At 32.5% G+C, this 20581-nt stretch carries 19 protein-coding genes; 10 read left to right on the top strand and 9 right to left on the bottom strand.

From position 1 onward, the window contains the following. Nucleotides 1–148: 148 nt before the first annotated feature. A complete protein-coding gene (locus AAGU07_RS16005) occupies nt 149–646 on the top strand; it encodes a hypothetical protein (protein WP_342460085.1) in 498 nt (165 codons plus the stop codon). A 129-nt stretch (nt 647–775) separates the two neighbouring features. Here the strand turns inward: AAGU07_RS16005 and AAGU07_RS16000 are convergent, their stop codons facing one another. Then, the gene (locus tag AAGU07_RS16000) at nt 776–925 is read right to left on the bottom strand and encodes a hypothetical protein (protein WP_342460084.1); all 150 of its coding nucleotides are present in this window, start codon (nt 923–925) and stop codon (nt 776–778) included. 44 nt (nt 926–969) lie between these two features. Then, a complete protein-coding gene (locus AAGU07_RS15995; protein WP_342460083.1) occupies nt 970–2733 on the bottom strand; it encodes a UvrD-helicase domain-containing protein in 1764 nt (587 codons plus the stop codon). A 359-nt stretch (nt 2734–3092) separates the two neighbouring features. Here AAGU07_RS15995 and AAGU07_RS15990 point away from each other — a divergent pair, with 359 nt between their 5' ends. Together AAGU07_RS15990 and AAGU07_RS15985 are read left to right on the top strand one after the other, a co-directional pair. Beyond that, entirely contained in the window at nt 3093–3455 is a 363-nt protein-coding gene (locus AAGU07_RS15990) for a hypothetical protein (protein ID WP_342460082.1), read from the top strand. Between the two features lie 39 nt (nt 3456–3494). Then, the gene (locus tag AAGU07_RS15985) at nt 3495–3932 is read left to right on the top strand and encodes a hypothetical protein (protein WP_342460081.1); all 438 of its coding nucleotides are present in this window, start codon (nt 3495–3497) and stop codon (nt 3930–3932) included. Between the two features lie 96 nt (nt 3933–4028). On the opposite strand, the gene AAGU07_RS15980 is transcribed toward AAGU07_RS15985, so the two are convergent. Continuing rightward, nucleotides 4029–4265, bottom strand: a complete 237-nt coding sequence (locus AAGU07_RS15980) for a hypothetical protein (RefSeq protein ID WP_342460080.1) — start codon at nt 4263–4265, stop codon at nt 4029–4031. A gap of 198 nt (nt 4266–4463) precedes the next feature. On the opposite strand from AAGU07_RS15980, the gene AAGU07_RS15975 reads away from it, so the two are divergent. Together AAGU07_RS15975 and AAGU07_RS15970 are read left to right on the top strand one after the other, a co-directional pair. Next, entirely contained in the window at nt 4464–4709 is a 246-nt protein-coding gene (locus tag AAGU07_RS15975; RefSeq protein WP_342460079.1) for a hypothetical protein, read from the top strand. A 176-nt stretch (nt 4710–4885) separates the two neighbouring features. Then, nucleotides 4886–5440: a GNAT family N-acetyltransferase gene (locus AAGU07_RS15970; protein ID WP_342460078.1), complete on the top strand. Its 555-nt coding sequence runs from the start codon at nt 4886–4888 to the stop codon at nt 5438–5440. A 7-nt stretch (nt 5441–5447) separates the two neighbouring features. Here the strand turns inward: AAGU07_RS15970 and AAGU07_RS15965 are convergent, their stop codons facing one another. The 3 genes from AAGU07_RS15965 to AAGU07_RS15955 all read right to left on the bottom strand — a co-directional run bounded on the left by AAGU07_RS15965 (nt 5448) and on the right by AAGU07_RS15955 (nt 8310). Then, nucleotides 5448–5588, bottom strand: a complete 141-nt coding sequence (locus AAGU07_RS15965) for a hypothetical protein (RefSeq protein ID WP_342460077.1) — start codon at nt 5586–5588, stop codon at nt 5448–5450. Nucleotides 5589–5690: 102 nt separating this feature from the next. Continuing rightward, nucleotides 5691–6470 (bottom strand): slipin family protein, encoded by a 780-nt coding sequence (locus AAGU07_RS15960; RefSeq protein ID WP_342460076.1) that lies wholly within the window; start codon nt 6468–6470, stop codon nt 5691–5693. An 817-nt stretch (nt 6471–7287) separates the two neighbouring features. Beyond that, complete coding sequence (locus AAGU07_RS15955) at nt 7288–8310, bottom strand: Fic family protein (protein ID WP_342460075.1); 1023 nt, start codon at nt 8308–8310, stop codon at nt 7288–7290. Between the two features lie 260 nt (nt 8311–8570). On the opposite strand from AAGU07_RS15955, the gene AAGU07_RS15950 reads away from it, so the two are divergent. After that, complete coding sequence (locus AAGU07_RS15950) at nt 8571–9143, top strand: nucleotidyltransferase domain-containing protein (protein WP_342460074.1); 573 nt, start codon at nt 8571–8573, stop codon at nt 9141–9143. A gap of 536 nt (nt 9144–9679) precedes the next feature. Here the strand turns inward: AAGU07_RS15950 and AAGU07_RS15945 are convergent. Then, nucleotides 9680–10288, bottom strand: coding sequence for a transglutaminase-like domain-containing protein (locus AAGU07_RS15945; protein ID WP_342460073.1), 609 nt, complete (start codon nt 10286–10288; stop codon nt 9680–9682). Between the two features lie 820 nt (nt 10289–11108). Then, nucleotides 11109–13151: a hypothetical protein gene (locus AAGU07_RS15940; protein ID WP_342460072.1), complete on the bottom strand. Its 2043-nt coding sequence runs from the start codon at nt 13149–13151 to the stop codon at nt 11109–11111. Nucleotides 13152–13584: 433 nt separating this feature from the next. Here AAGU07_RS15940 and AAGU07_RS15935 point away from each other — a divergent pair, with 433 nt between their 5' ends. The 3 genes from AAGU07_RS15935 to AAGU07_RS15925 are packed head-to-tail and all read left to right on the top strand — an operon-like array spanning nt 13585 to nt 17770. Continuing rightward, complete coding sequence (locus tag AAGU07_RS15935; protein WP_342460071.1) at nt 13585–14373, top strand: hypothetical protein; 789 nt, start codon at nt 13585–13587, stop codon at nt 14371–14373. 9 nt (nt 14374–14382) lie between these two features. Further along, on the top strand, nt 14383–15615 hold the full coding sequence (locus tag AAGU07_RS15930) for a BREX system ATP-binding domain-containing protein (RefSeq protein WP_342460070.1): 1233 nt from the start codon (nt 14383–14385) through the stop codon (nt 15613–15615). Nucleotides 15616–15673: 58 nt separating this feature from the next. Further along, nucleotides 15674–17770, top strand: a complete 2097-nt coding sequence (locus AAGU07_RS15925) for a DEAD/DEAH box helicase (RefSeq protein WP_342460069.1) — start codon at nt 15674–15676, stop codon at nt 17768–17770. A gap of 1 nt (nt 17771) precedes the next feature. Here the strand turns inward: AAGU07_RS15925 and AAGU07_RS15920 are convergent, their stop codons facing one another. Beyond that, a complete protein-coding gene (locus tag AAGU07_RS15920; protein ID WP_342460118.1) occupies nt 17772–19505 on the bottom strand; it encodes a UvrD-helicase domain-containing protein in 1734 nt (577 codons plus the stop codon). Nucleotides 19506–19729: 224 nt separating this feature from the next. On the opposite strand from AAGU07_RS15920, the gene AAGU07_RS15915 reads away from it, so the two are divergent. Continuing rightward, the gene (locus AAGU07_RS15915) at nt 19730–20215 is read left to right on the top strand and encodes a DUF488 domain-containing protein (protein ID WP_342460068.1); all 486 of its coding nucleotides are present in this window, start codon (nt 19730–19732) and stop codon (nt 20213–20215) included. Nucleotides 20216–20581 lie beyond the last annotated feature (366 nt).

Genomic DNA, 20581 nt, shown 5'->3' with positions numbered 1-20581 from the left:
AAAAATCTATCAATCAGTTTTTAGAAGGAAAAGATAAAAACAAAGGAAGAAAACCTGATGAACGGTATTCATCATTTGATTACTGCTACAACTATTTTTATCATTCTACAAACAAAATAAAATATCTGAACTCGCAAATGATGAAAATTTGCAGCTAAGCTGCTTACATTTAGGTTTTTATTTAGCAAGTTGGGGAATGCTGAGAGGCTCTTCTTTTCTCCTTGAAAAAAGCGCAAGGAGCTATAAAAATCTAATTACAGCAATTTCAGAGATGGATCCAAAACTTTGGGAAATTGACATTGATAACTATAACAAAGAAAACATTGAACTACTATTAAAATGCAAACAGCAAGTAATAGACTCCTTTGGAGACGAAAACAAACCCACCGATACTCTAATAACAAAAATAATGCTTGGGGTTTTTGCAAATGTTCCTGCTTTTGATCAATATGTTAAAAAGAGTCTAAAAATTTATGATCTCAATGAAAAATCTCTTTTAAAACTCAAAACTTTCTATGAAAATAATAAATCCATTATTGATTCATTTAAGATACATACATTTGATTTTTTAACTTCTGATGAGACAGATATCATATATACTAAAGCAAAGCTTGTTGATATGTGTGGATTTATAGATGGGCAGTAATAATACCATGATAAAGTGATTATACTAAATTATGAGATGTTAAAAGCTATTTTAACAAAAATAATCCAAAAAAGTTATTTATGGCCTAATTAATTTCTTAGACATAAAAAAGATTATATGAAGAAATTACTACTTTTTAGAAATAACAATTTCAATTACCTGACCATGTTTAGGCTTCAATTCATTCAACAGCTCTTTTAAATCAATTTTATCTCTTAAATCAAATTCGCCAGTTTTGTATTTTACAGCACGAGTTTCTTTTTTAATAGATTCTACCATTTCGTCATCTCCTATGATTTTCACCAAATTCATTTCATTTAAGTTTACGTTGTTAACTCATTAGCCAAAATTTTTTTTGATTTGTTATTCAATTTTTCACCAAATTCTGAATATCTTTTATGACAGTTCAAAACAATTAAATTCTTCCGAGTCCTCGTCATCGCAGTATAAACTAAATGATCAAGATTTTCATCACCATTCCAACGTGTAGGAATCAACATAATAACATGAATAGCTTCCCAGCCTTTAAAGCTGTGAATGGTACTTATCTTTAAACGACTGTCTCCAAGCCAGAATGCTTTTTTATGACGATGATATTTAGCTTGTTCTTCAACTTCAAAAACATGATTAACTTCAATTTTATGTTTTTTAAATGATTCAACGGCTTTCATACCCATTTTTCTTGTGGGAAGCAAAATAACAATGTCCGAAGCGTGACCTTCTCCCAAATCAATTTGTTGATGTTTAATTGATTCATATGCATCCATTACAGATTGGAGCCAATTTTCAGGTTTTATATTTTCCCATTTGAAAATTGGGGGCTTTTCAAAAAGAGTTAATTGTGCATATTCTTCAATTTCTATTGATTGATCTAAATTAAAAGTTTCACTAAATTTATTTGCTAAATTACCTATTTTTTTAGGTAATCTGTGAACTGTATTAAGTTCTCTCCAAGGGCCACGGAATTTAACATTCCTCATGTTATCGATCCAGCTTAATTCACGACCATAAATGTTCTGATTTTCATCACAAACAAATAGAAGTTCATCTCGCTCGTTTAAAAATTTGGATAAGAGATTGTACCATTCCCATTTATAATCTTGTCCTTCATCAATGAGTATAGCATCAAATTTGAATTTATCAATATTCTTATTAGAAATAGCATTTTCTACTACAGGAACTATCTTATTTAAATAATCTTCATGGGGTTTAGGTACTGATAAATCAATTAAAATATCATTGCAAAATCCATGGAAATGCTTAAATGTAATATTTTTCCAATCAAAATCAAATGGAGCCCGAGCAATCATGTCTCGAATGTAATGCCAAAGTGTAAGGTTAAATGTGATTACAAGAACTTTATGTCCTTCTTCTGCAAGTTTCGCTGCCCTATATGCCATAATCAATGTTTTTCCACTGCCTGCAGCTCCACGCAGACGCTGATGTCCAGGAGCAGGTTTTGCATGCTCTTTTTGTCTTTTAGTTAACTCAATATTTTCTATTTGTTCTTTACTATGAAATGGAGGATTAAGCCAGAATTCAATTTCATCAGCCCATTCTTTTTGCATGTATTTACTTCTTTCAAACTTAACACCAGGGACAATGTAATTAAGATTATATTTAGTTAAATCATCATATCCAACTATTGTAGGATAATCACAGTTATTAAATAATTCCTTTGCATCATCGCCATTTATATTATGCAAATAAATCCCCGTTTGTACAAGGGCAAATATTTTTTTATTTTTATCTATTTTTTCACCCATATCTGGAACCATTTGTTCAATTATTTTATCCCTGTAATTATTTACTTGTCGTATATTGGCTGAAGTTCCCATTGAACGTTTTTCATTCCATTTATAAGTTGTTAGTGCCCAATCTTTGACTTCATAAATCATTACTCCGACTTGAGGATTAAAAACAATAATATCTGGACGACTATTGTTTAAATATGGCTGAACAAAAATTTTCCAATCTTTGGGTAAATTATCATCCAAAAAACGAGCTAATACTTTTTCCCCTTCAGTTAAAGTATCATGAAATTTTTCAATTTCCGACCAGGAAGGATAAATTCTTCCATTATTCAAATAAATACCCCCAATTTAAAATATCAATCCCAAAATTAATTATATAATCTTATAATAATGGATTATTGTATTATAATAAAAATCTTTCCTTATTTTTTTCTAGTTTACGAGTTCAGAGACTATTTTTAATTAATATAGTAATCAAATTTAATAAAATAAGTATTAACTAACTATATAACTAAATCAATTCCAAAAAATCAAATCCTAAAGAACCCAACTCATACTTCCCATTTAACTTCAAAATTAAACTCCTATCCTGAAGACTTATTTTATAGGATATTCTATCTAAAGATTGTTGCATTATAATTTTTATTAGGCGTAAGATGTAAAAAATAAAAAAAGTGATTATCGGTGATAACGTGGACATAAACAGAGTAAAAGTTAGTAAAACCATAAGAGAGTTAGCAAAAATTGATTATGCAAATTTAAAAGAAAAAACAACACTAATAGATAAAACAGAATCACAATATATAAAATCAAAGATAAATACAATAGATGAAGACTTTAACATCCATACTGCTGGAGATATAATAAGAATAGAAGTTAAAAGGGGAAAATATTTATTTACACGAAATTTTGTTAGTCAAAATATTGACAACCGCTTTGATTATACAATAAGCCAGAAAGGAAATAAAGTAACCATATTTATAGAAAAAGAAACCGTAAATGAACATAACTTTGAAGATTTAATGAAATTAATGTACATACATTCAGTATTATAAGAATACTGTTCTTTTTTTTGTTTATTTTTAAATTATAAGGTGGTTAAAATACCAGAATATAAAAAGATATGTTCAATATGTGGAGAAGAATTTATAGCACATAGAAAAAGCACAGAATATTGCTCACATAAATGTCGATCTAAAAAGTACCGCATGAAACAATTAAAACAAGTATCATGTAGAGGATGTGGAAATTATTTTTACAGAAATCATAAAGAAGATAAAAGATTCTATTGTTCTGATGAGTGTAAAACTAAAAATAGAACAGATGGCGTAAGATTAGCTCATAGGAACTACAGCAATAAGTCCAAGCAAGAAAAAGGATCACAAAATAATAAAGAGACAATACTTAAAGAATATAGACAAAGTAAATTTAAAAATTGTCTGGTAATCGACCATGATACATGGGAAAAAGAATTTAAAGATGTTAAAAGACTTGTAAATGCCATGAAAATACGTGGAAAAAATTTTAAATAATTTATCTAATTTTCTATTATTCCATTTTTAACTAGGAAACTATGATTTTTCTAAAATATCAAATTAATTCTAAAAAATTCAGATAATAAATCAAATTTATTTCTTAATTGACTCCTTAAGCCTATTCAATGTTTTATCCATCATTTCAGCTTCAATAAGAGCTTCTTTTTTACTTTCCTCAAGCACATCTTCATATTTTAAAATTACAAGAGGTAATCCTTCGCTTACAAGTGATCTTATTGATTTTCCTGTTTCTCCTTTAATTTTTGTAAGTAATTTGTATAAGTCTGCAGGCACATCAATTGTGACTTTGCTGCTTGTTGTTTTTGGCATTGTGTCAATCCTCATTTCCTCTTTTGATTCTGTACTCTTTATTGACACAATCTTTATTTTACTCTTATCATATGATTAGTGTTCTGATTATTTAAGTGAAGCTCTTATAAGTTTAAGAGTTAAAGAGTTATACTTATATAATGAGAGTAATAAATGAACAGTACGAAGGTGGTTACCAAAAATTAAGGAGCCTAAAAAATGCCACTTTTAATCAACTATAAAGAAACCCAATCTGCCAAAGAAAAATACCTCAAAATGGGAATAACAAACGATATTGAGATTTGGCTGGCCATGCACAGCTGGAAAATAAGAAAACTCGGACTTGAATTAAACGGAAAGCCACTTGCGGAACTAATAAGATTAGATGAGAAATTACTTGTCGTTATAAATGAAGAAACTAAGAAAATGAAGGTTTTAAATGATGTTGAAATTGATGAGATTTGATTTTTTCCATTTTCTCCGCAGCAGAAAAGCAAATATAACCTATTATAAATTTTAAATAATCTGCAAAATCAGTATGTTATTATGTTCGCTAAATGTCAGGACATGTTTCATTATCATTTAGTTAAAATGTTCATAAAAAAGGCAAGTATATTAATATAAATAATTCCAATATGATTATGAGCCCAATTGAGTTTAATGATCTCATCATTGAAAAATTAGAAGATCATCATGATATATCCTGCTTTGAATGTGGTAATCCTGATCTCAATGAATTTTTAATGGAAAAATCACGTGACCAGATGAATAACAAGGTAAATGTGACTTATTTATGTAAATATGATTCATATCTTGTGGCATTTTTCACATGGTGTGCTGACTCAATTATGCTTAAAAAAATTATAGATAAAGATAAAGAATATTTAGAAGAATTAGGGATAAATTATGAAACACTACCTGCTTTAAAACTCTGTAGACTTGCCGTTGATAAACAGTATCATGGAAACCGAATTGGACCTGAATTAGTAGAATTAGTCATCAGTACTGCTTTAGAATTATCTAAAACGATAGGTTTAAGGTTTATTACAGTTGACGCTTACTGTAATGCCAAATGGTTGTATGATAAATATTTATTTAAAATGTTTCCAAAAGAAGAACGAAAATTAGTCAAATATAAGCGTAATCCGCGGCCAGAACATACTATTTCAATGTATCTTGACATTCATAAAGAATAAGAACACTTTAAAAGAGAGGTTTATGTTTTTTTCTAATTTTATCTAACATTTTCTTTTTCTCTTCACTTGCTGGCTTGTTCATTTCCAGCAGGAAATTAACGGCATCTTTACCTTCCAGTACTGGTGTTGGAGTAATTTTTTTTGCCATTTTATCACTTTCCTTTAGCAATAGTAATTTCAGTCATTTTATTGATCTAATTATTATGATATAAATGTTTATTTAAATATAAATATTTTTGAATTACAAGGGTCATTTAGACTTCACTTCGGATTCCATGAATTCCTTTAAGTCCCTAACCGTTGCCATGAAGCTTGCAGGGAATATTATGGTAGAGTTTTGCTCACTTGCTATCTCACTCAGCACCTGTAAATTACGCAGCTGAAGTGCTATAGGGTGTGCGGTTATAATGTCTGCTGCATCACCGAGTTTTTGAGCTGAAAGAAATTCACCTTCTGCAGAAATAATTTTAGCCCGCTTATCCCTTTCTGCTTCTGCTTGCTTTGCCATTGACCTCCGCATCGTCTCAGGCAAATTAATATCTTTAATTTCTACTGCAGTGACCTGTACTCCCCATGGTTCGCTGTGTTTATCAATTATTTCTTTAATTCTTTCATTTATCTTTGAAGTTGAAGATAACACATCATCTAAAAGGAACTGCCCTATTACATTTCTCATTGTGGTTTGAGCAATCTGGTTAACAGCAGTATTGTAATTTTCAATGTCAACAACTGCATCGTAAGCATTTACAACTTTATAAAATGCAACAGCAGCCACATCAATGGACACATTGTCCTGAGTTATTATTTTTTGGGCAGGAACCGGCATAGTAACAATTCTAAGTGATATTTTTTCCAGCTTATCTATTACAGGGATAATAAGACGGAGCCCAGGATCTCTAACTCCTATTATTCTACCAAAGCGGAAATGCACTCCCCTTTCATACTGGGTTACTACACGTATTGAAAGTCCCAAAATGATCAAAATTATGATCCCTACTATAAAAAGAGTCACTAGATCTACTGCTGCCATTTTTCAACCTCCAAAAACTGTTAAAATCTTCGATTTTGACGCCACGAAAATTGAAAATTTTCGTTGGCTTTGTTTTTGGGGTTTCGGAAATCTGTCAAATCTTTGATTTGACGCCACAAAAATCTCTGATTTTTATTGGCTTTGATTTCCTTCAACCTCCAAAAAATTTTCTATTTTTTGGGGGTTATCAAACACTTCGTGTTTGGTACGTCGAAAGCTTCGCTTTCAACAGTTCCAAAATTCATTCTGAATTTTGATAACCTCCAAATCTCTGATTTGGGGTTCAGAAAATCTCAATCTTTGATTGAGATTTTCTTCAACCTCCAGATTACAATTTTCTTTTATTGTATTATGTTAGACTATGTAAATGAAATTATCTATCATGATATGAATCTACCAATTTGCAACCTAAAAATAAGTTAATTTAAATCTAGAATAATTTCAAAAAGATATGACGAAAATAATTTTAACAGCTGCTACTTAATTCAAACTTTCTATAAATAGGAATTCAGTTTTGTTTGCTTCCATTTTTCTGTATTTTGATCCATATTTGACTACCTATTCGACAACTTATTTGACTACGCTAAAAATCCTCAAAAACCAAAGGTTTTTGGGACTGTCAAACGCAAAGCGTTTGAGCATTGGAAATCGAAGATTTCCAAAGGTTAGAAAAATGTTTTACATTTTTCTAAAATTCTACGAATTTTTGGTGTTTGCAAAATGAAATTTTGCAACCGTGAAAAACTTTGTTTTTCACATGCCCCGAAAATCTCTCAAAAACTATGTTTTTTGCAAGCTACGATTTTCGAGGGTCTTCCTACTTCAAAACATAATACGTGGAACGGCTCCCGCCCTTCTTTTCAACCAAATCCAAATCCATCAAAGCCCTCAAATATTTATAAGCGCCCTGTCGAGAGATTTTTAAGAGTTCCTGGACCTCAAGGTTGTTGACCTGCCCGTTTAAATGTATAAACTCAATTATTTTCATCTGCTTTTCAGACAGTTTCACCCTTTTTTTAAGAGCCTCAGCCGGTGAAAAGAGCAGTATTCTATCTTTAATTTCGCAAATAGAAATCAAAAACCCTTCTAAAAAGTATTCCAGCCACTCCGTTAAATCCTTTGTTTCCTCGTCAACTGAATTAAGCGCCCTATAATAAGCCGGCCTGTCGTAATCATAATATTCATCCATAGTAAAAAACCTTTCAGTGTCAAACTCTCTCAAGTAGAGTAAAAGGGCTGCAAGTGCCCTGGCTGTCCTTCCATTACCGTCCACAAAGGGGTGAATCCTTACAAATTCGTAGTGGATAATTCCAGCAGCCATAACAGGATTCAATTCTTTAGAATCCCCATTTATCCATTCAATGAGTTCATCCATATCTCGACGGGCCAAATATGCAAGTGGCGGAGTAAATACAGTTTCACCTTCCTTGTTTACAACGTGAACTGGTATAGTCCTGTACTGGCCTTCCATATAGGTGTCTTCCAGTGTAGAATAAGTTATATCTCCCTGAAGTTTTAAAATCGTTTTTTCTGTGATTTTCCCCTCTTCCAGGTATTTATCCATATTATTAAGCACGTTGAGGTAGTTTATAACTTCCTGCTGGGCCTTTTTCTGGGCGTTTATTTTAAGCCCCTGGGCCAACCTATCAACCTGGTTTAAAGTCAAAGGGTTCCCTTCAATTGCCGTGGAGTGGTGGGCTGATTTTAGCAGGGCGTCTCGTTTTAGCGAAAGTTCCATCTCCACAATAAGAGGTGCGTTAACTATGAAATCCCGCGTTGAATTAATTTCAAGTAGTGTATTTACTATCTTATTGTTGTAGCTGAAATTCGGCCGGAACATGATTTTAACACTCTTTAATTTTTATCAAAATCTCTCAAAATCTCTATTTTGAATGCTATGATTTTGACTACACTCAAAAATCATAGATTATGACTACTTTCTTGACTACTATTTTGCATATTCTAAAATAAATATTTGATCTTTAATTTACTGGCTTTCTGCGTGTTGAGGGGAAAGTTTATATCCCTACACAATAACATAATCATATTATGGTAAAAATACCATAGTATCTGAAAAATTAACCATAGAAGGTTAAAAAAATGGACAATAATGTGAAAGTCTTAATTAGTCTTTTGGAAAATGAAGGTAAAAATATCAGTATTTCGCAGTTATCCAACTGCTCAAAGATAGATTATAAAAATGTATACAATATAGTAAAACAACTTGAAAAAGAGAGTATAATAACCTTAGAAAAATTTGGTAATGCCTTTAACTGCATTTTAAATAAAAAAATTCACCCCCTGATTTTTGAAGCTGAATATGAAAGAAGGAAGAAACTGTTTAAAAATAGCGACCTTCAAATTCTCTACAAGAAAATTAATTCTCTTAATTTCTCATTTATAGCTATAATATTTGGTTCATATGCAAAAGGAACCTCGTCAAAGAATTCAGATATAGATTTGATGATTATTGGCGAAAAAAACAGGAAAAAAGAAGTTCAAAGAGTTATTTCATTACTTCCACTCGATATACACCTGATATTCTTTACATACGAGGAGTTTTTAAGCATGGCACTGAGCAAGGAGTTTAGTGTTGTTTCGGAGGCTGTTAAACGGAATATAATTCTTATTGGAATTGAAGACTATTACAGGTTGATGGAAAATGTTGGATAAAGAAAGGGTAGAAAGAGCTAAAACATTTAATTTAGAGTTAGAAAAACTTTTAGAAAAGTTATAAAGTTATTCCTTTTCCAACAAAAAATACTCATTATTTTTAAAAATAGTAGATTAGTGTAAAAAAGAACTCAATAAAAATAATATCACAAATAAAATAACTTAAAATATCGTGTAAAAGAGTTTAAAAAAGAATTTAAATGATGTAAAAATTAAAGAGTTCTAAAATTGTTTCCTTTTCTCCGCAGTGAAAAAACCGTCAAAATTCAGAGAATTTTGGTGCAGCAAAAATTTCATTTTTGCATGTTTTTTATTTTTTCGCGAGGCCGTCAAAAAATCTTCGATTTTTTGGGCTGCAAAACGTAGCTTGCAAAAACGGAGTTTTTGCAGCATCAAAAATCTTCGATTTTTGATAGTTTTGCAAGATTTTTTTGATCAATCCTTTTTTTCTGAAAAAAGCCCTCAAACACTTGTGTTTGGGGCACCAAAATTCAAAGAATTTTGAGTGGTTGAAAAATAATTTTAAAATTGTAGGATTAAATGTTATTTGAAATACCTACAATTCTTGCTGAACTCCAGTTTCTTGGCGCTCCAAAGGAGTTTCTTTTACTGGTTGTATCAGCTGTGACCCATTTACCGTTTACTTTTATTTGGGCCCAGTAGTGACCGTAAACATGGCCGCTTCTAAATTTAGCTTTAGCGTGGACATACCTTGCTGGTAATCCTGCTGATCTTGCAAGGCCAACGACTAAATGTGCCTGGTCAGCACAGTTACCTGCCTTGTATTTAAGGGTACCTGCAGCTCCATGTTTAGTGTTATAATAGAACTTGTATCTAACGTGAGTTTTTACCCAGTTAAATACTCGAGCTCCTTTAGTGTACTGTGAGCTTGTATCTTTTGTAAGTGAATGTGCTAGTGCATTAACACTGGCTGAATTTGAACTTTTAACGTGTTTATATGATCTGTGTTTAGCATAATATTTGCTGTGACCATATTTGTTCCTTTTATGTGTACTTAATTTATGATGTTTATAATATTTAACATGTTTATATGCATGTTTATGCACAGTATTATGGTGAGTATACTGCGTGTGTGCAGCGCCTGTATCTGCCGCGCTTGCGCCGGCAATACCAAATAGTGACATACCTGCCACTAAGAAGACTGCAAATAACAATTTACGTATAATTATACCGCCTCCGATTTCCCATTATGCAAAAAATCTTTAATTTTTTGCGGTTGCGAATTTCAATGGATTTTAAATTCGCAAACATCGAAAAACCAAATTTGTGTTTTTCTCAGGGTTAGCACTACATATGCCCACATACTATATAAAGGTTTCGGAAATAACGTTTAAATAAAGCATTCTTAAAGGCCTAATTTAGATTTAAAGCGTTCTTAATGGTTTTCTTAAAATCCATAAAATAGCATACAATGGGGGTTGAACTGACATACAGTCAAAATACACCCTAAGTGAAATCTGGAAGGAAACCATACCAATAACATATTAATACTATGTAACTGGCAGATATTAATAAAACAGAATAAATTAATCATAATATTTACAACGCACCATCTGCTCCATCCATTTAAACTATCAAACCATTATGAAAAAACAACATATGCTCCGAATTGTCTCTTAATGGTCTTAATTTAATATAGGCATGATTTAAACTCTCCAAAAACAATAAAAAAATAAACTGATCATAATATTAAAAACACACCATTTGCTCCGTCCCTTTAAACAATCAAACCATTATAAAACAGAGTTTTCCTTCCAGATTCATTTTTTAAAGATGCAATTTAATATAGAAAAGCTTTAAAATCAGGTTAAATCCTCAAAAAGCTCATAAATTCTTTTAAAACTTAATAATTCCTTTTTGATGAAAGTTTCATTTCTAAGCTGCATGAACTTAAAAAATAGTACAGTAAAAAATTACTGTTATTTGCAAAATCAAAAATCAAATTTATAAAGCTAATGAAATCCCATAAGTCCCGCAGAAGCCCTTCAAATTATCATCAGACTTTAAAACATACTTATCCTCATCTTCAAGGTAAGTCAGGATATCCAGCTCTAAAAGGACCCACATATAATTTTCAAAGACGGAAAACTGCTGTTCTCCAATTACAACTTTAAGTTCATCCTTTGAAAACGGTGTGTCCAGATCTATGTACTTGCTCAGTTCTACAAGTCCCTGTGCAGCATTCCTTTTCCGAGTACAGCTTTTACACCGTGATGTATATCCCCTTTCATTGGATTTGGTCTTGTAAAACTGGGAGAGAGGCAGTTTTCGACCGCAGTCTTCGCAGACAATATGGGTTTTTAAAGAGGCATCGTCCTTGTTTTCGCCGGAAAAGTCCACAGTTATGGTTTTGGCCTTGTTTTTCTCCTTCAAAGCCAGGTATCTTTCCTTTAAATTGAAGTGATCAACTTTTAACCTGTGATAATCACTGTTCAGCTCGACATATTGAGTTTTTAATTTGGAGTCTGGGTCATCATCTACTTTAAGATCTTCTTCCAACTCAGATAATCTGGCTTTCAACTGGTTAAAATCAGTTTCCAACCTGTAATTATCATTTGATAATTCTTCATTGTGTTTTTCAAGGTCAGCTGTATTACTGCTTTTTTCCTCTAATTGAGAGTACTTCTTCAGTAATTCACTGTATTTATTTTCCCGGTCTTCATTTTCATCTTTGAAACTCTTCAGTTCAAGATTCGTTTCCCTTAAATTAGAGAAGTTGTCCTTAAGCTCACTTAATTCACTGTTTAGCTCGCTGTTTTCCTCTTCCAGTTTCGAAAACTTTTCCTGCAGTTCATTATAACTGGTTTTTAATTCAGGATTAGAATTAACACTTTCTTTTAATTTCAAGTTTTCTTCTTCTAATTTAGAAAATTTTTCCTCCAATTTAGCGTAATTTTCATATAGTTCACTATATTTATTTTCTAATTCCGGATCTAAACTAACATTCCTGATTAGTTTAACATTCTCCTTTTCTAATCTAGAAAAGCTGTCATTCAATTTATTGTAACTCTTACCCAACTCAGCATCTTTAGCTAACAGCTTATCGTTGTACTTCTCTAAATCAGCGTATTTCTGGTTTAAATCTTCATAATCAATTGCCAGTTCTTTTAATTTGAAATTTTCCTGTTCCAGTTTAGAAAAGTTTTCTTCCAGTTCTTTGTGGTTTTCATGTAATTCCAGGTGTTTATTTATTAATTCCTGGTTGTGCTTTTCTAAAACAACATATTTGAAATTCAGCTTTTTATGGTCCTCTTCAAATTCTTTTAACCTCAAAATTTCCTGTTTTAACTCAGAATTTTTATTTTCTAACCCGTAATTAAACTTCCTTAAATTTGCGAGTTTAAGGGACTCGTGGCCCAGTTCTGTCTTTAATTTCTGGTTAATCCCTATTAATTCCTTTAATTTTTTCTTTAAATTAGAATCAATGCTGCCTAATTTATTTATAGGGCTTGGGGCCTCTTTTGAATTCAAATTATTGTCCTTTTTAGATAAGTCAATCACGTCAGAATTTTCTGTTTCCAGTTCCTTGCCCTTATCTTTTAATGTGGAAAGCTGCTCTCCAGAATAGTTTACAGATTTAGAATTCTTATTTTCAAGTTTCGAATATCTGTCCCTAATTGCATTTATCTTATCCTTTAATTCCAGGTTTTCTTCTTCAACTTCTGCATTAATATCTTTTAGTTTGTTCTGGAATTCTCTAAGTTCCTGAATTTCACTTTCAAGTTCCAGCTTGGCATCTTTTAGTTTAGAGTAATCCTCTTTAAGGTCCCTGTTTTTTTTCTTCAGCTGATTATAACCTTTTTTAAGGAGTAAGTTTCCTTCCTCAGATTTAAAATTACTTAAATCATAGAATTGACTTACAAAATCTTGTAATGTCTCATAATACTCCAGGTTTCCGCCGCACTGGCAGGTGTCAAATTCCGTTGGTGATTCTCCGTCCTGTAATTTGTAAACATCATTACAGGTATCACATATTAAATAGCCCATTATATCCTCTGATTGATAGTATTTAGTTAATTTACAACAATATTACCTGTAAAACATCTAATCATAGTTTTGCAATGGTTTACAGACATTAAACTCCTTCATCCCTTTGTAATCTTTACTCCAAATATTCTAATTTGATTGTTTGCAATAATTTATAGATGCTCCATAATAAATAACCCATTATATCATCTAATACTTGATAGTCTAAGAGTCAATTTAAAGTACCATATGACACAATCCAACAATAATTTAGATTATTACCGTAACCTCTAATTCTTGATAGTCTTTAATCTACTGTAAATCCTTTAATCATTGATAGTTTTGCAGTGATTTATTATTTTCTATATTGATTAAAGAAAAATTTATTAATTAATGCACTTAGATATTTTTATTTAGTCAAGATACATCTTATGGCTTCTTATTTAAAAAGCGAATGTTACTTTTAAAAGGCGGGATTCATATCAAGCAGCAAACATTACAGTCAGCAGGTGAAAGTTCAAAATACTGGATTTGCCGAATAGATGAGGAACACTTAAGCAAGATAGATGAGCAAAGGATATTATATATCACAAATCCAGAATCGAATGCCGTAAAATCTGTCAAGGCTGAAGATAAAATATTATTTTTCACTCCATTTCAAGAAAGTATTTCATTTATAGGCTACGGCCCTGTAGAGGAAACACTGGATGATCCAGAGTACCTTTTAGACTCATTAAAATCAGGGAGAAAAATTAAATTAAAGGGAATAAAATATTTCACCGAACCAGTGCCTGTAAAAGACATTGCCAGTGACCTTGAATTTATAAAAAATAAAGAAAATCTGCCATATCCATTTAAATCTGAATTTACAGAAATTAAAGAGGAAGATTTTAGCTATATAACCCGCAGGATGAATTCAAGTAAAACTTTTCCTGTTTATTTTGAGAAGATGTCCTTTACAATGGATGAATTTTTAATGGGCTCAATTAAAGGTACCTATGAAATAGTTAAAAATACTGAAGAGTCCAACCAGATTGAGATAAAGGAATTTATCAGGCTTTTACATAAATTTATAAATTGTTACGGCATTTTTAAGAGCTATGAAGACCTATTTGAATATTACTCGCAGAACGTCTGGAAGTTAGGGTTCAAGCACAGCCCGTCAAGAAATCCAGATAATTTAGTTAAGTTATACGGCCCAAGGGGCAATTCACAGAGATTTGGATATATAAAACTAGTTTAGGGGTATTACATGGACGACTATGAAGACATTATTCACGCTTTAAAGGAAGGCAATGTACCGCCAAAGGGGACTTCCGAGATATGTGTAGGTAGAACCCTTGAAATTGAAGAGATGAAACGCTTATTTGAAAAAATAAAAAACGGCAAAGCTGCAACTAAATTCCTTGAAGGTGATTACGGCGGGGGAAAATCGTTCCTGCTTAAAGTAATCGAGGAAATTGCATTTAAGGACAACTTCGTAGTTTCCAAAATAACCATAACCCGTGATATCCCATTTTATAAGTTTGAAGAAGTGTATAAGAACATAGTCCAAACTTTAAGGTGTAAAACAGGGACCTCCATGGAACACATCATTGAAAGGTGGCTTACTGGACTTAGAATGGTGGCAATGGAAGAAACTGATGACCCTGCAAGACAGAATGCTATTGTAAGTGAAAATATGGTCCAGGACCTGGAAGAAACTCGAAAGTATTCTAATTCATTTGCAATTGCCATAGAAAAGTACCATGATGCATTAATTTCTGGAGACACCGAAACTGCAAATTACGCACAGGCATGGCTCCGGGGAGACTCCAACATCCCATTTGCAGTCAAGAAGAAGTTCGGGGTCAAAGGGGATGTGACCAAGGAAAATGCATTCACATTTTTAGAGGCATTGTCTGCATTTGTAAGGTCTTTAGGATACAGCGGGCTTGTAATATTGGTAGATGAAGTTGAATATATCCGGTCTCTCCAGATGACAAAGCTAAGGGATGGAGCTTACGATTACATCCGTTTTATATTTGACGAGTGTAATTTAGGCAACTTTGAAAGCACTTTATTTATATTTGCAGGTACAAGCGAGTTTTTCGAAGACCAGAAGAAGGGAGTACCTTCTTACCAGGCATTGTATGACCGGATAAAAGATGCATTAGATACAGACCATAAAGACCTCAGAAAACCTATAATGAGGCTTGAAGGGTTTAAAAAAGAAGAATTGAAAGAATTAGGGTCTAAGATAATAGAAATGCATGCCCAGGTTTACGACTGGGATGCGGGTTCCAGGATGAACTCCATCATAGATGAGCTTGTTGACATACATGAAAATAATGCCCTTTTAACTGGGGGTAAAACAACTCCAAGAGAATTTGTAAGGACATTTTTAAGTGTCTTAGATACTATTCAGCAGAACCCTTCAGAATTAGATTCAGATGACGCTATTTTGAAGATATTTGAAGAAAGAGAAGTAGAGGAAGAGTGGTAGAATAACCCACGTTTTCAATACTTTAGATCCCAGGCTGCAGAGGTTTATAGCAAACCGTATGAAATGGAAGGATTTAACCCCCATCCAGAAAGCCACCATACCTCGTTTTAGAGGAAAAAAAGACATGCTAGTCATAGCTCCAACTGCATCCGGCAAAACAGAGTCAGTTTTAATTCCAGTCTTTGATGATATCCTCAAAAACAATTTAGAACCTATGAGCGTGCTTTTCATATCCCCCCTTAAAGCACTTATCAACGACACCCACCAGAGAATTGAATTCTGGTGTGATCAGTTTGATCTAACCGCAACAAAGTGGCATGGAGATGTAACAGCATCACAAAAATCATCATTTATTAAAAAACCCACAGATATACTCGTGATCACTCCTGAATCATTAGAAGTCATTTTAATGAATAAGTCCAGTGAAATAAAGAATTCCATCTTTAAAAATTTAAAATACATAATCATAGATGAAATACACTATTTTGCTGATTCAGATAGGGGAACACAGCTTAATTCCATTATAAACAGCAGAATTAAAGCTTACTGCAGCAATGATATTTCCAGAATTGGGTTATCAGCCACGGTAGGAAACCCCGAGACAATTTTAAACTGGCTGACTTCAAATGAAAACAGCGAAGTTGTGGCAGATAAAAACAGCAGGCCGTTCCAGTACAAAGTGATTTATGCAGATGATTTCAAGATAATTCAGACGGTAAGCAAATATTTGGATAAAAAAGTGGTCTTTTTTGTTCATTCCCGTAAAGAAGCTGAAAAATACCATAATTTATTTAAAAAACACTTGAAAGTAAAAAATATATTTATCCACCACTCTTCCATCCATAAGGATGCGAGGGAAGAAAGTGAAAGAAATTTCAAGCAGGTTAAAAATGGTCTGATGATAAGTACCAGTACTTTAGAACTTGGAATTGATATAGGAAATATAGATGTTGTAATCCAGAAGAACCCACCTTCAAATGTCAGCTCTTTCCTGCAGAAGGTTGGAAGAAGCGGCAGGAGAACAAAGATCCAGAGAACTATACTTCTCTGCGACGGCGAGGAAGAAATTGTCAAGTCACTTGCAGAACTAGCTCTAGTAGAAGAGAAAAAATTAGAACATATTAAATTACCTGAAAAGCCAAAGGATATCTATTTCCACCAGATATTAAGCACTATATTTGAATATGGAAGAATTAAAAAAAAGAACCTGTTTTTAATTCTTAAAGAGGCTTATGTATTCTCTAAAATCTCCAAAGATGAATATCAATATTTCATAGACAATATGGTTGAAAAAGGATTTATAGAAGAAAATGGTCCATATCTTAGTTTAGGAGATGCTTTTGAAAAAGAGTTTGGAAAAAGGAATTTTTTAGAATTTTACAGTGTGTTCTGGCCGACTTATGAATTCACAGTCCTAGACGGGCGCAAAACTATTGGCAGTTTAGATTCAGCATTTGTTATCGGCACACTGGAAAAAGGTTCCAATTTTGTTTTAGGTGGGGAAGTCTGGACAGTAGCTAAAGCTGACCATGATAATTTCAGGCTGAAAGTTAAAAAGGCAAAAGAAGGTGGGATTCCAAACTGGCACAGTGAAGGGGGAGTAATGGATTACCTGTTAACCAGGAAAATCTACGATATCCTGCTTGGAGACTACAATAAAGAACTTTTAAATGATTTTGATGAGGTCAGCCTTAAAATGATAAAAGATCTGGAAGAAGAGGGCAGAATTTCAGGTTTTGAGAATGGCAAAATACCAGTTCAATTTTATTTTGAAGAGAACAAAGTCTTTATTTACACGTTTGCAGGTTTTAAGGTTAACTCGCTAATTTCTTCCATTTTTAAATTTTACTATGATATAGTTAGTGTTCACGACACTCCTTACTATTCTTCATTTAAATTTAAAGGTATTCTAAAAATGAGCGATGTTGAATATATAGCAGATAATATCAAAGACATTCTGGATGATGAGGAATTAGAGAAATTCATGCTAGAAAAAACAAAGAAATTCATCAAAAACAAATTCATCAAATATTTACCTGAAAAAGACCATGCAGAGCTTAAGATGCAGATCTTGTTTAACAAAGAAGATACAATTGATGTTTTTGAAAATAATTCTTTAAAATTAATTGATTCTTCTGTTTTCAGCGCGTGGTGAATTATTCATTTTTATCATCTGATTTTCTAGATAGACTACTGCCAAACTGCATGTACCTCTCATGACTGTTCAATACAATCAAATTTTTCCTAGTTCTAGTCATTGCAGTGTAAACCATAGAGTCGAGATTTTCATCACCGCTCCATCTTGTGGGAATCAGCATGATAACATGGATTGCTTCCCATCCCTTGAAGCTGTGAATGGTACTTATCTTTAAACGGCTGTCTTCAAGTGGAAACGCCTTTTTATGGCGAGAATATCTGGTTCTATCCTCTTCAAAGACATGGTTCACGTCGATGTTCCGTTTTTTAAACAGTTTAACAGCTTTCATTCCCATTTTTTTAGTGGGAAGTAAAATAACGATATCAGATGCCTGGCCTTCTCCAAAGCCTCTCTGTTGATATTTGAGTAAGGTGTATGCATTTTTTATTTCATGGAGCCAGTCCATCTGCTTTATATTTTTCCATTTAAAAATTGGCGGCCTTTCAAAAAGGGTTAACTGTGCATATTCTTCTGATTCAATCATGTTATCCAGGCCAAATGTTTCGCTGAATTTATTGGCCACTGAGCCTATTTTTGGCGGCAGCCTGTAGATTGTGTTCAGCTCTCCCCATCTACCTCTGAACTTGACACTTGCCATATTGTCAATCCAGCTGAGTTCACGCCCGTAGATATTCTGGTTTTTATCACAGACAAACAGGAGCTCGTCCCGTTCATTTAAAAATTTAGATAGTAAATTGTACCATTCCCATTTACAGTCCTGACCTTCATCGATAAGTATAGCATCAAATTTGAACCTGTCAATGTTGATATCAGAAATTGCCTCTTCCACTTTCGGGACAACTTCATCGAAGTAATTTTTACTGGGTTTTGGTACAGATAGTTCATTTAAAATGTCATTGCAGAACCCGTGGAAATGGTTGAATGTAATGTTTTTCCATTCAAAGTCAAATGGTGCCCTTGCGATCATATCCTTGATATAGTGCCAGAGTGTGAGGTTAAAGGTCATTACAAGAACTTTATGTCCTTCAGCTGCTAATTTTGCTGCCCTGTATGCTATGACCAGAGTTTTTCCACTGCCTGCAGCCCCTCGGATACGCCTGTGTCCTGGCTTAGGTTTTGAGTGGTTCTTTTGTTTTGCAGTTAGTTTAAGTTTTTCGCCCTGTCTTTTACTGTGAAATGGAGGGTTTAGCCAGAATTCTATTTCATCAGCCCATGCCTTTTGCATATAACTGCTTCTTTCAAAACCTGCACCTGGAACTACATAGTTAACATTTTCTTCAGTTAAGTCATCGAAACCTGCTATTGTTGGATAACTACGGTTGTCAAATAGTTCCCGTGCATTGTCTCCACTTATATTATGTATATAGATTCCAGTCTGTACAAGTGCAAATAATCTGTTATTTTCATCGATTTTCTCACCCATATCTGGAATTATTTGCTCAATTATCTTGTTTCTGTAATTATTCACCTGCTTTATATAGGCTGAAGTTTCTTCCAGGTTGTATTCAGGGTCATAATTTACAGATTTCCATTCCTTGACAGAGTAAATCATTAATCCTACATTAGGGTTTAAGATGACAATATCAGGACGGCCGTTATTTAGGTAAGGCTTTATAAAAATTTTCCAATCTTCAGGTAAGTTGTCATCCAGAAAACGGGCCAGTGCATTTTCACCTTCAGTTAAAGGTTCCTTAAATTTTTTGATTTTCTCCCAAGAAGGATAAATTCTCATGTTACTCAAAATAAAAAGCTCCCAATTTAAAACTAAATTCAATTATAAATTCAGTAATTCTATAATAATAGTAGTGGATTATACTAAAAATAGTTTTTATAAGTCTGGTTATTTTATTATTTAAAAAATATTTAGAATAAACAGTATATTAATCTTAAAGTAGTAACGCGTAAAATTAAATAATTCAAAAAAGGATTTGTAACGATTACATAACAAATGATAATATGATTTACATGATAGGTCACAGCAGCATGACTCAAGAATCTTTTGTCGATATACTGAAGTCATTTAAAATAGATATTGTAGTAGATGTGCGCAGTTCACCCTACAGCAAGTTTGTATCCCATTTCAACCGAGAAAATATCAAGAAAAGTTTGATAGAAAATGATATGCGATACATATTCCTTGGTGACTATATCGGTGGAAAACCAAGAGATAATAAATATTATGAAAACGGTAAAGTAAATTACAGGTTAATATCAATGAGTGACCGTTACAGCAAAGGGATAAACAGAATAATTGAACTGAATAATGAGAATGATATTGTTTTAACGTGCAGTGAAGAAGATCCTTACAACTGCCACAGGCATAACCTGATAACACAAACCCTTGTTAAAAAAGGTTTAGAAGTAATCCATATAAGAAAAAACAGTAAAATAGACAAAATAACTAATTTAGATAAGAAAGATATTCAAACTACTTTGTTTTAATGAACTATTTTCCGGAGTGAAAATTTAGTTTTGCAGGCAGCAAAAATTTCAAGTAATTCATATTAGAAAGAGTAGTTCCGATAAGATTAGTAAGCCTGATAAAAAGATATACCGATGACTTTGTTTTAGTTAACTTATCCCTATATTAAATTTAAAATTATTTTTGAAATTTAGAGATAATCAGGTTATACCTGTAAAATTTGTTAAATTATATCTAAGATTTTAAAATTCAGTATAGAATCTCAAGTGAACCTTTACAGTCACCCTCGTGAAATTATTAACTTAATAAAAATATTATTAAAACTGTGTAAAAATACAATTCAAATTATTATTAAAAAAAACTTTTAATTAATTATAAAAAAAAAA

The sequence above is a fragment of the Methanobacterium sp. genome, assembly GCF_038562635.1.
Classification (GTDB): Archaea; Methanobacteriota; Methanobacteria; order Methanobacteriales; family Methanobacteriaceae; genus Methanobacterium_D.
The sequence above is the reverse complement of the archived record's forward strand: the minus strand, read 5'-3'. Positions and strand labels throughout refer to the sequence as shown.

Coding starts and splice junctions, on each gene's coding strand:
- AAGU07_RS16000 (WP_342460084.1), bottom strand. CDS start 925: ATGGTAGAATCTATTAAAAAAGAAACTCGTGCTGTAAAATACAAAACT.
- AAGU07_RS15980 (WP_342460080.1), bottom strand. CDS start 4,265: ATGCCAAAAACAACAAGCAGCAAAGTCACAATTGATGTGCCTGCAGAC.
- AAGU07_RS15975 (WP_342460079.1), top strand. CDS start 4,464: ATGCCACTTTTAATCAACTATAAAGAAACCCAATCTGCCAAAGAAAAA.
- AAGU07_RS15970 (WP_342460078.1), top strand. CDS start 4,886: ATGAGCCCAATTGAGTTTAATGATCTCATCATTGAAAAATTAGAAGAT.
- AAGU07_RS15965 (WP_342460077.1), bottom strand. CDS start 5,588: ATGGCAAAAAAAATTACTCCAACACCAGTACTGGAAGGTAAAGATGCC.
- AAGU07_RS15960 (WP_342460076.1), bottom strand. CDS start 6,470: ATGGCAGCAGTAGATCTAGTGACTCTTTTTATAGTAGGGATCATAATT.
- AAGU07_RS15955 (WP_342460075.1), bottom strand. CDS start 8,310: ATGTTCCGGCCGAATTTCAGCTACAACAATAAGATAGTAAATACACTA.
- AAGU07_RS15950 (WP_342460074.1), top strand. CDS start 8,571: ATGGACAATAATGTGAAAGTCTTAATTAGTCTTTTGGAAAATGAAGGT.
- AAGU07_RS15945 (WP_342460073.1), bottom strand. CDS start 10,288: ATGTCACTATTTGGTATTGCCGGCGCAAGCGCGGCAGATACAGGCGCT.
- AAGU07_RS15940 (WP_342460072.1), bottom strand. CDS start 13,151: ATGGGCTATTTAATATGTGATACCTGTAATGATGTTTACAAATTACAG.
- AAGU07_RS15935 (WP_342460071.1), top strand. CDS start 13,585: ATGTTACTTTTAAAAGGCGGGATTCATATCAAGCAGCAAACATTACAG.
- AAGU07_RS15930 (WP_342460070.1), top strand. CDS start 14,383: ATGGACGACTATGAAGACATTATTCACGCTTTAAAGGAAGGCAATGTA.
- AAGU07_RS15925 (WP_342460069.1), top strand. CDS start 15,674: ATGAAATGGAAGGATTTAACCCCCATCCAGAAAGCCACCATACCTCGT.
- AAGU07_RS15920 (WP_342460118.1), bottom strand. CDS start 19,505: ATGAGAATTTATCCTTCTTGGGAGAAAATCAAAAAATTTAAGGAACCT.
- AAGU07_RS15915 (WP_342460068.1), top strand. CDS start 19,730: ATGATTTACATGATAGGTCACAGCAGCATGACTCAAGAATCTTTTGTC.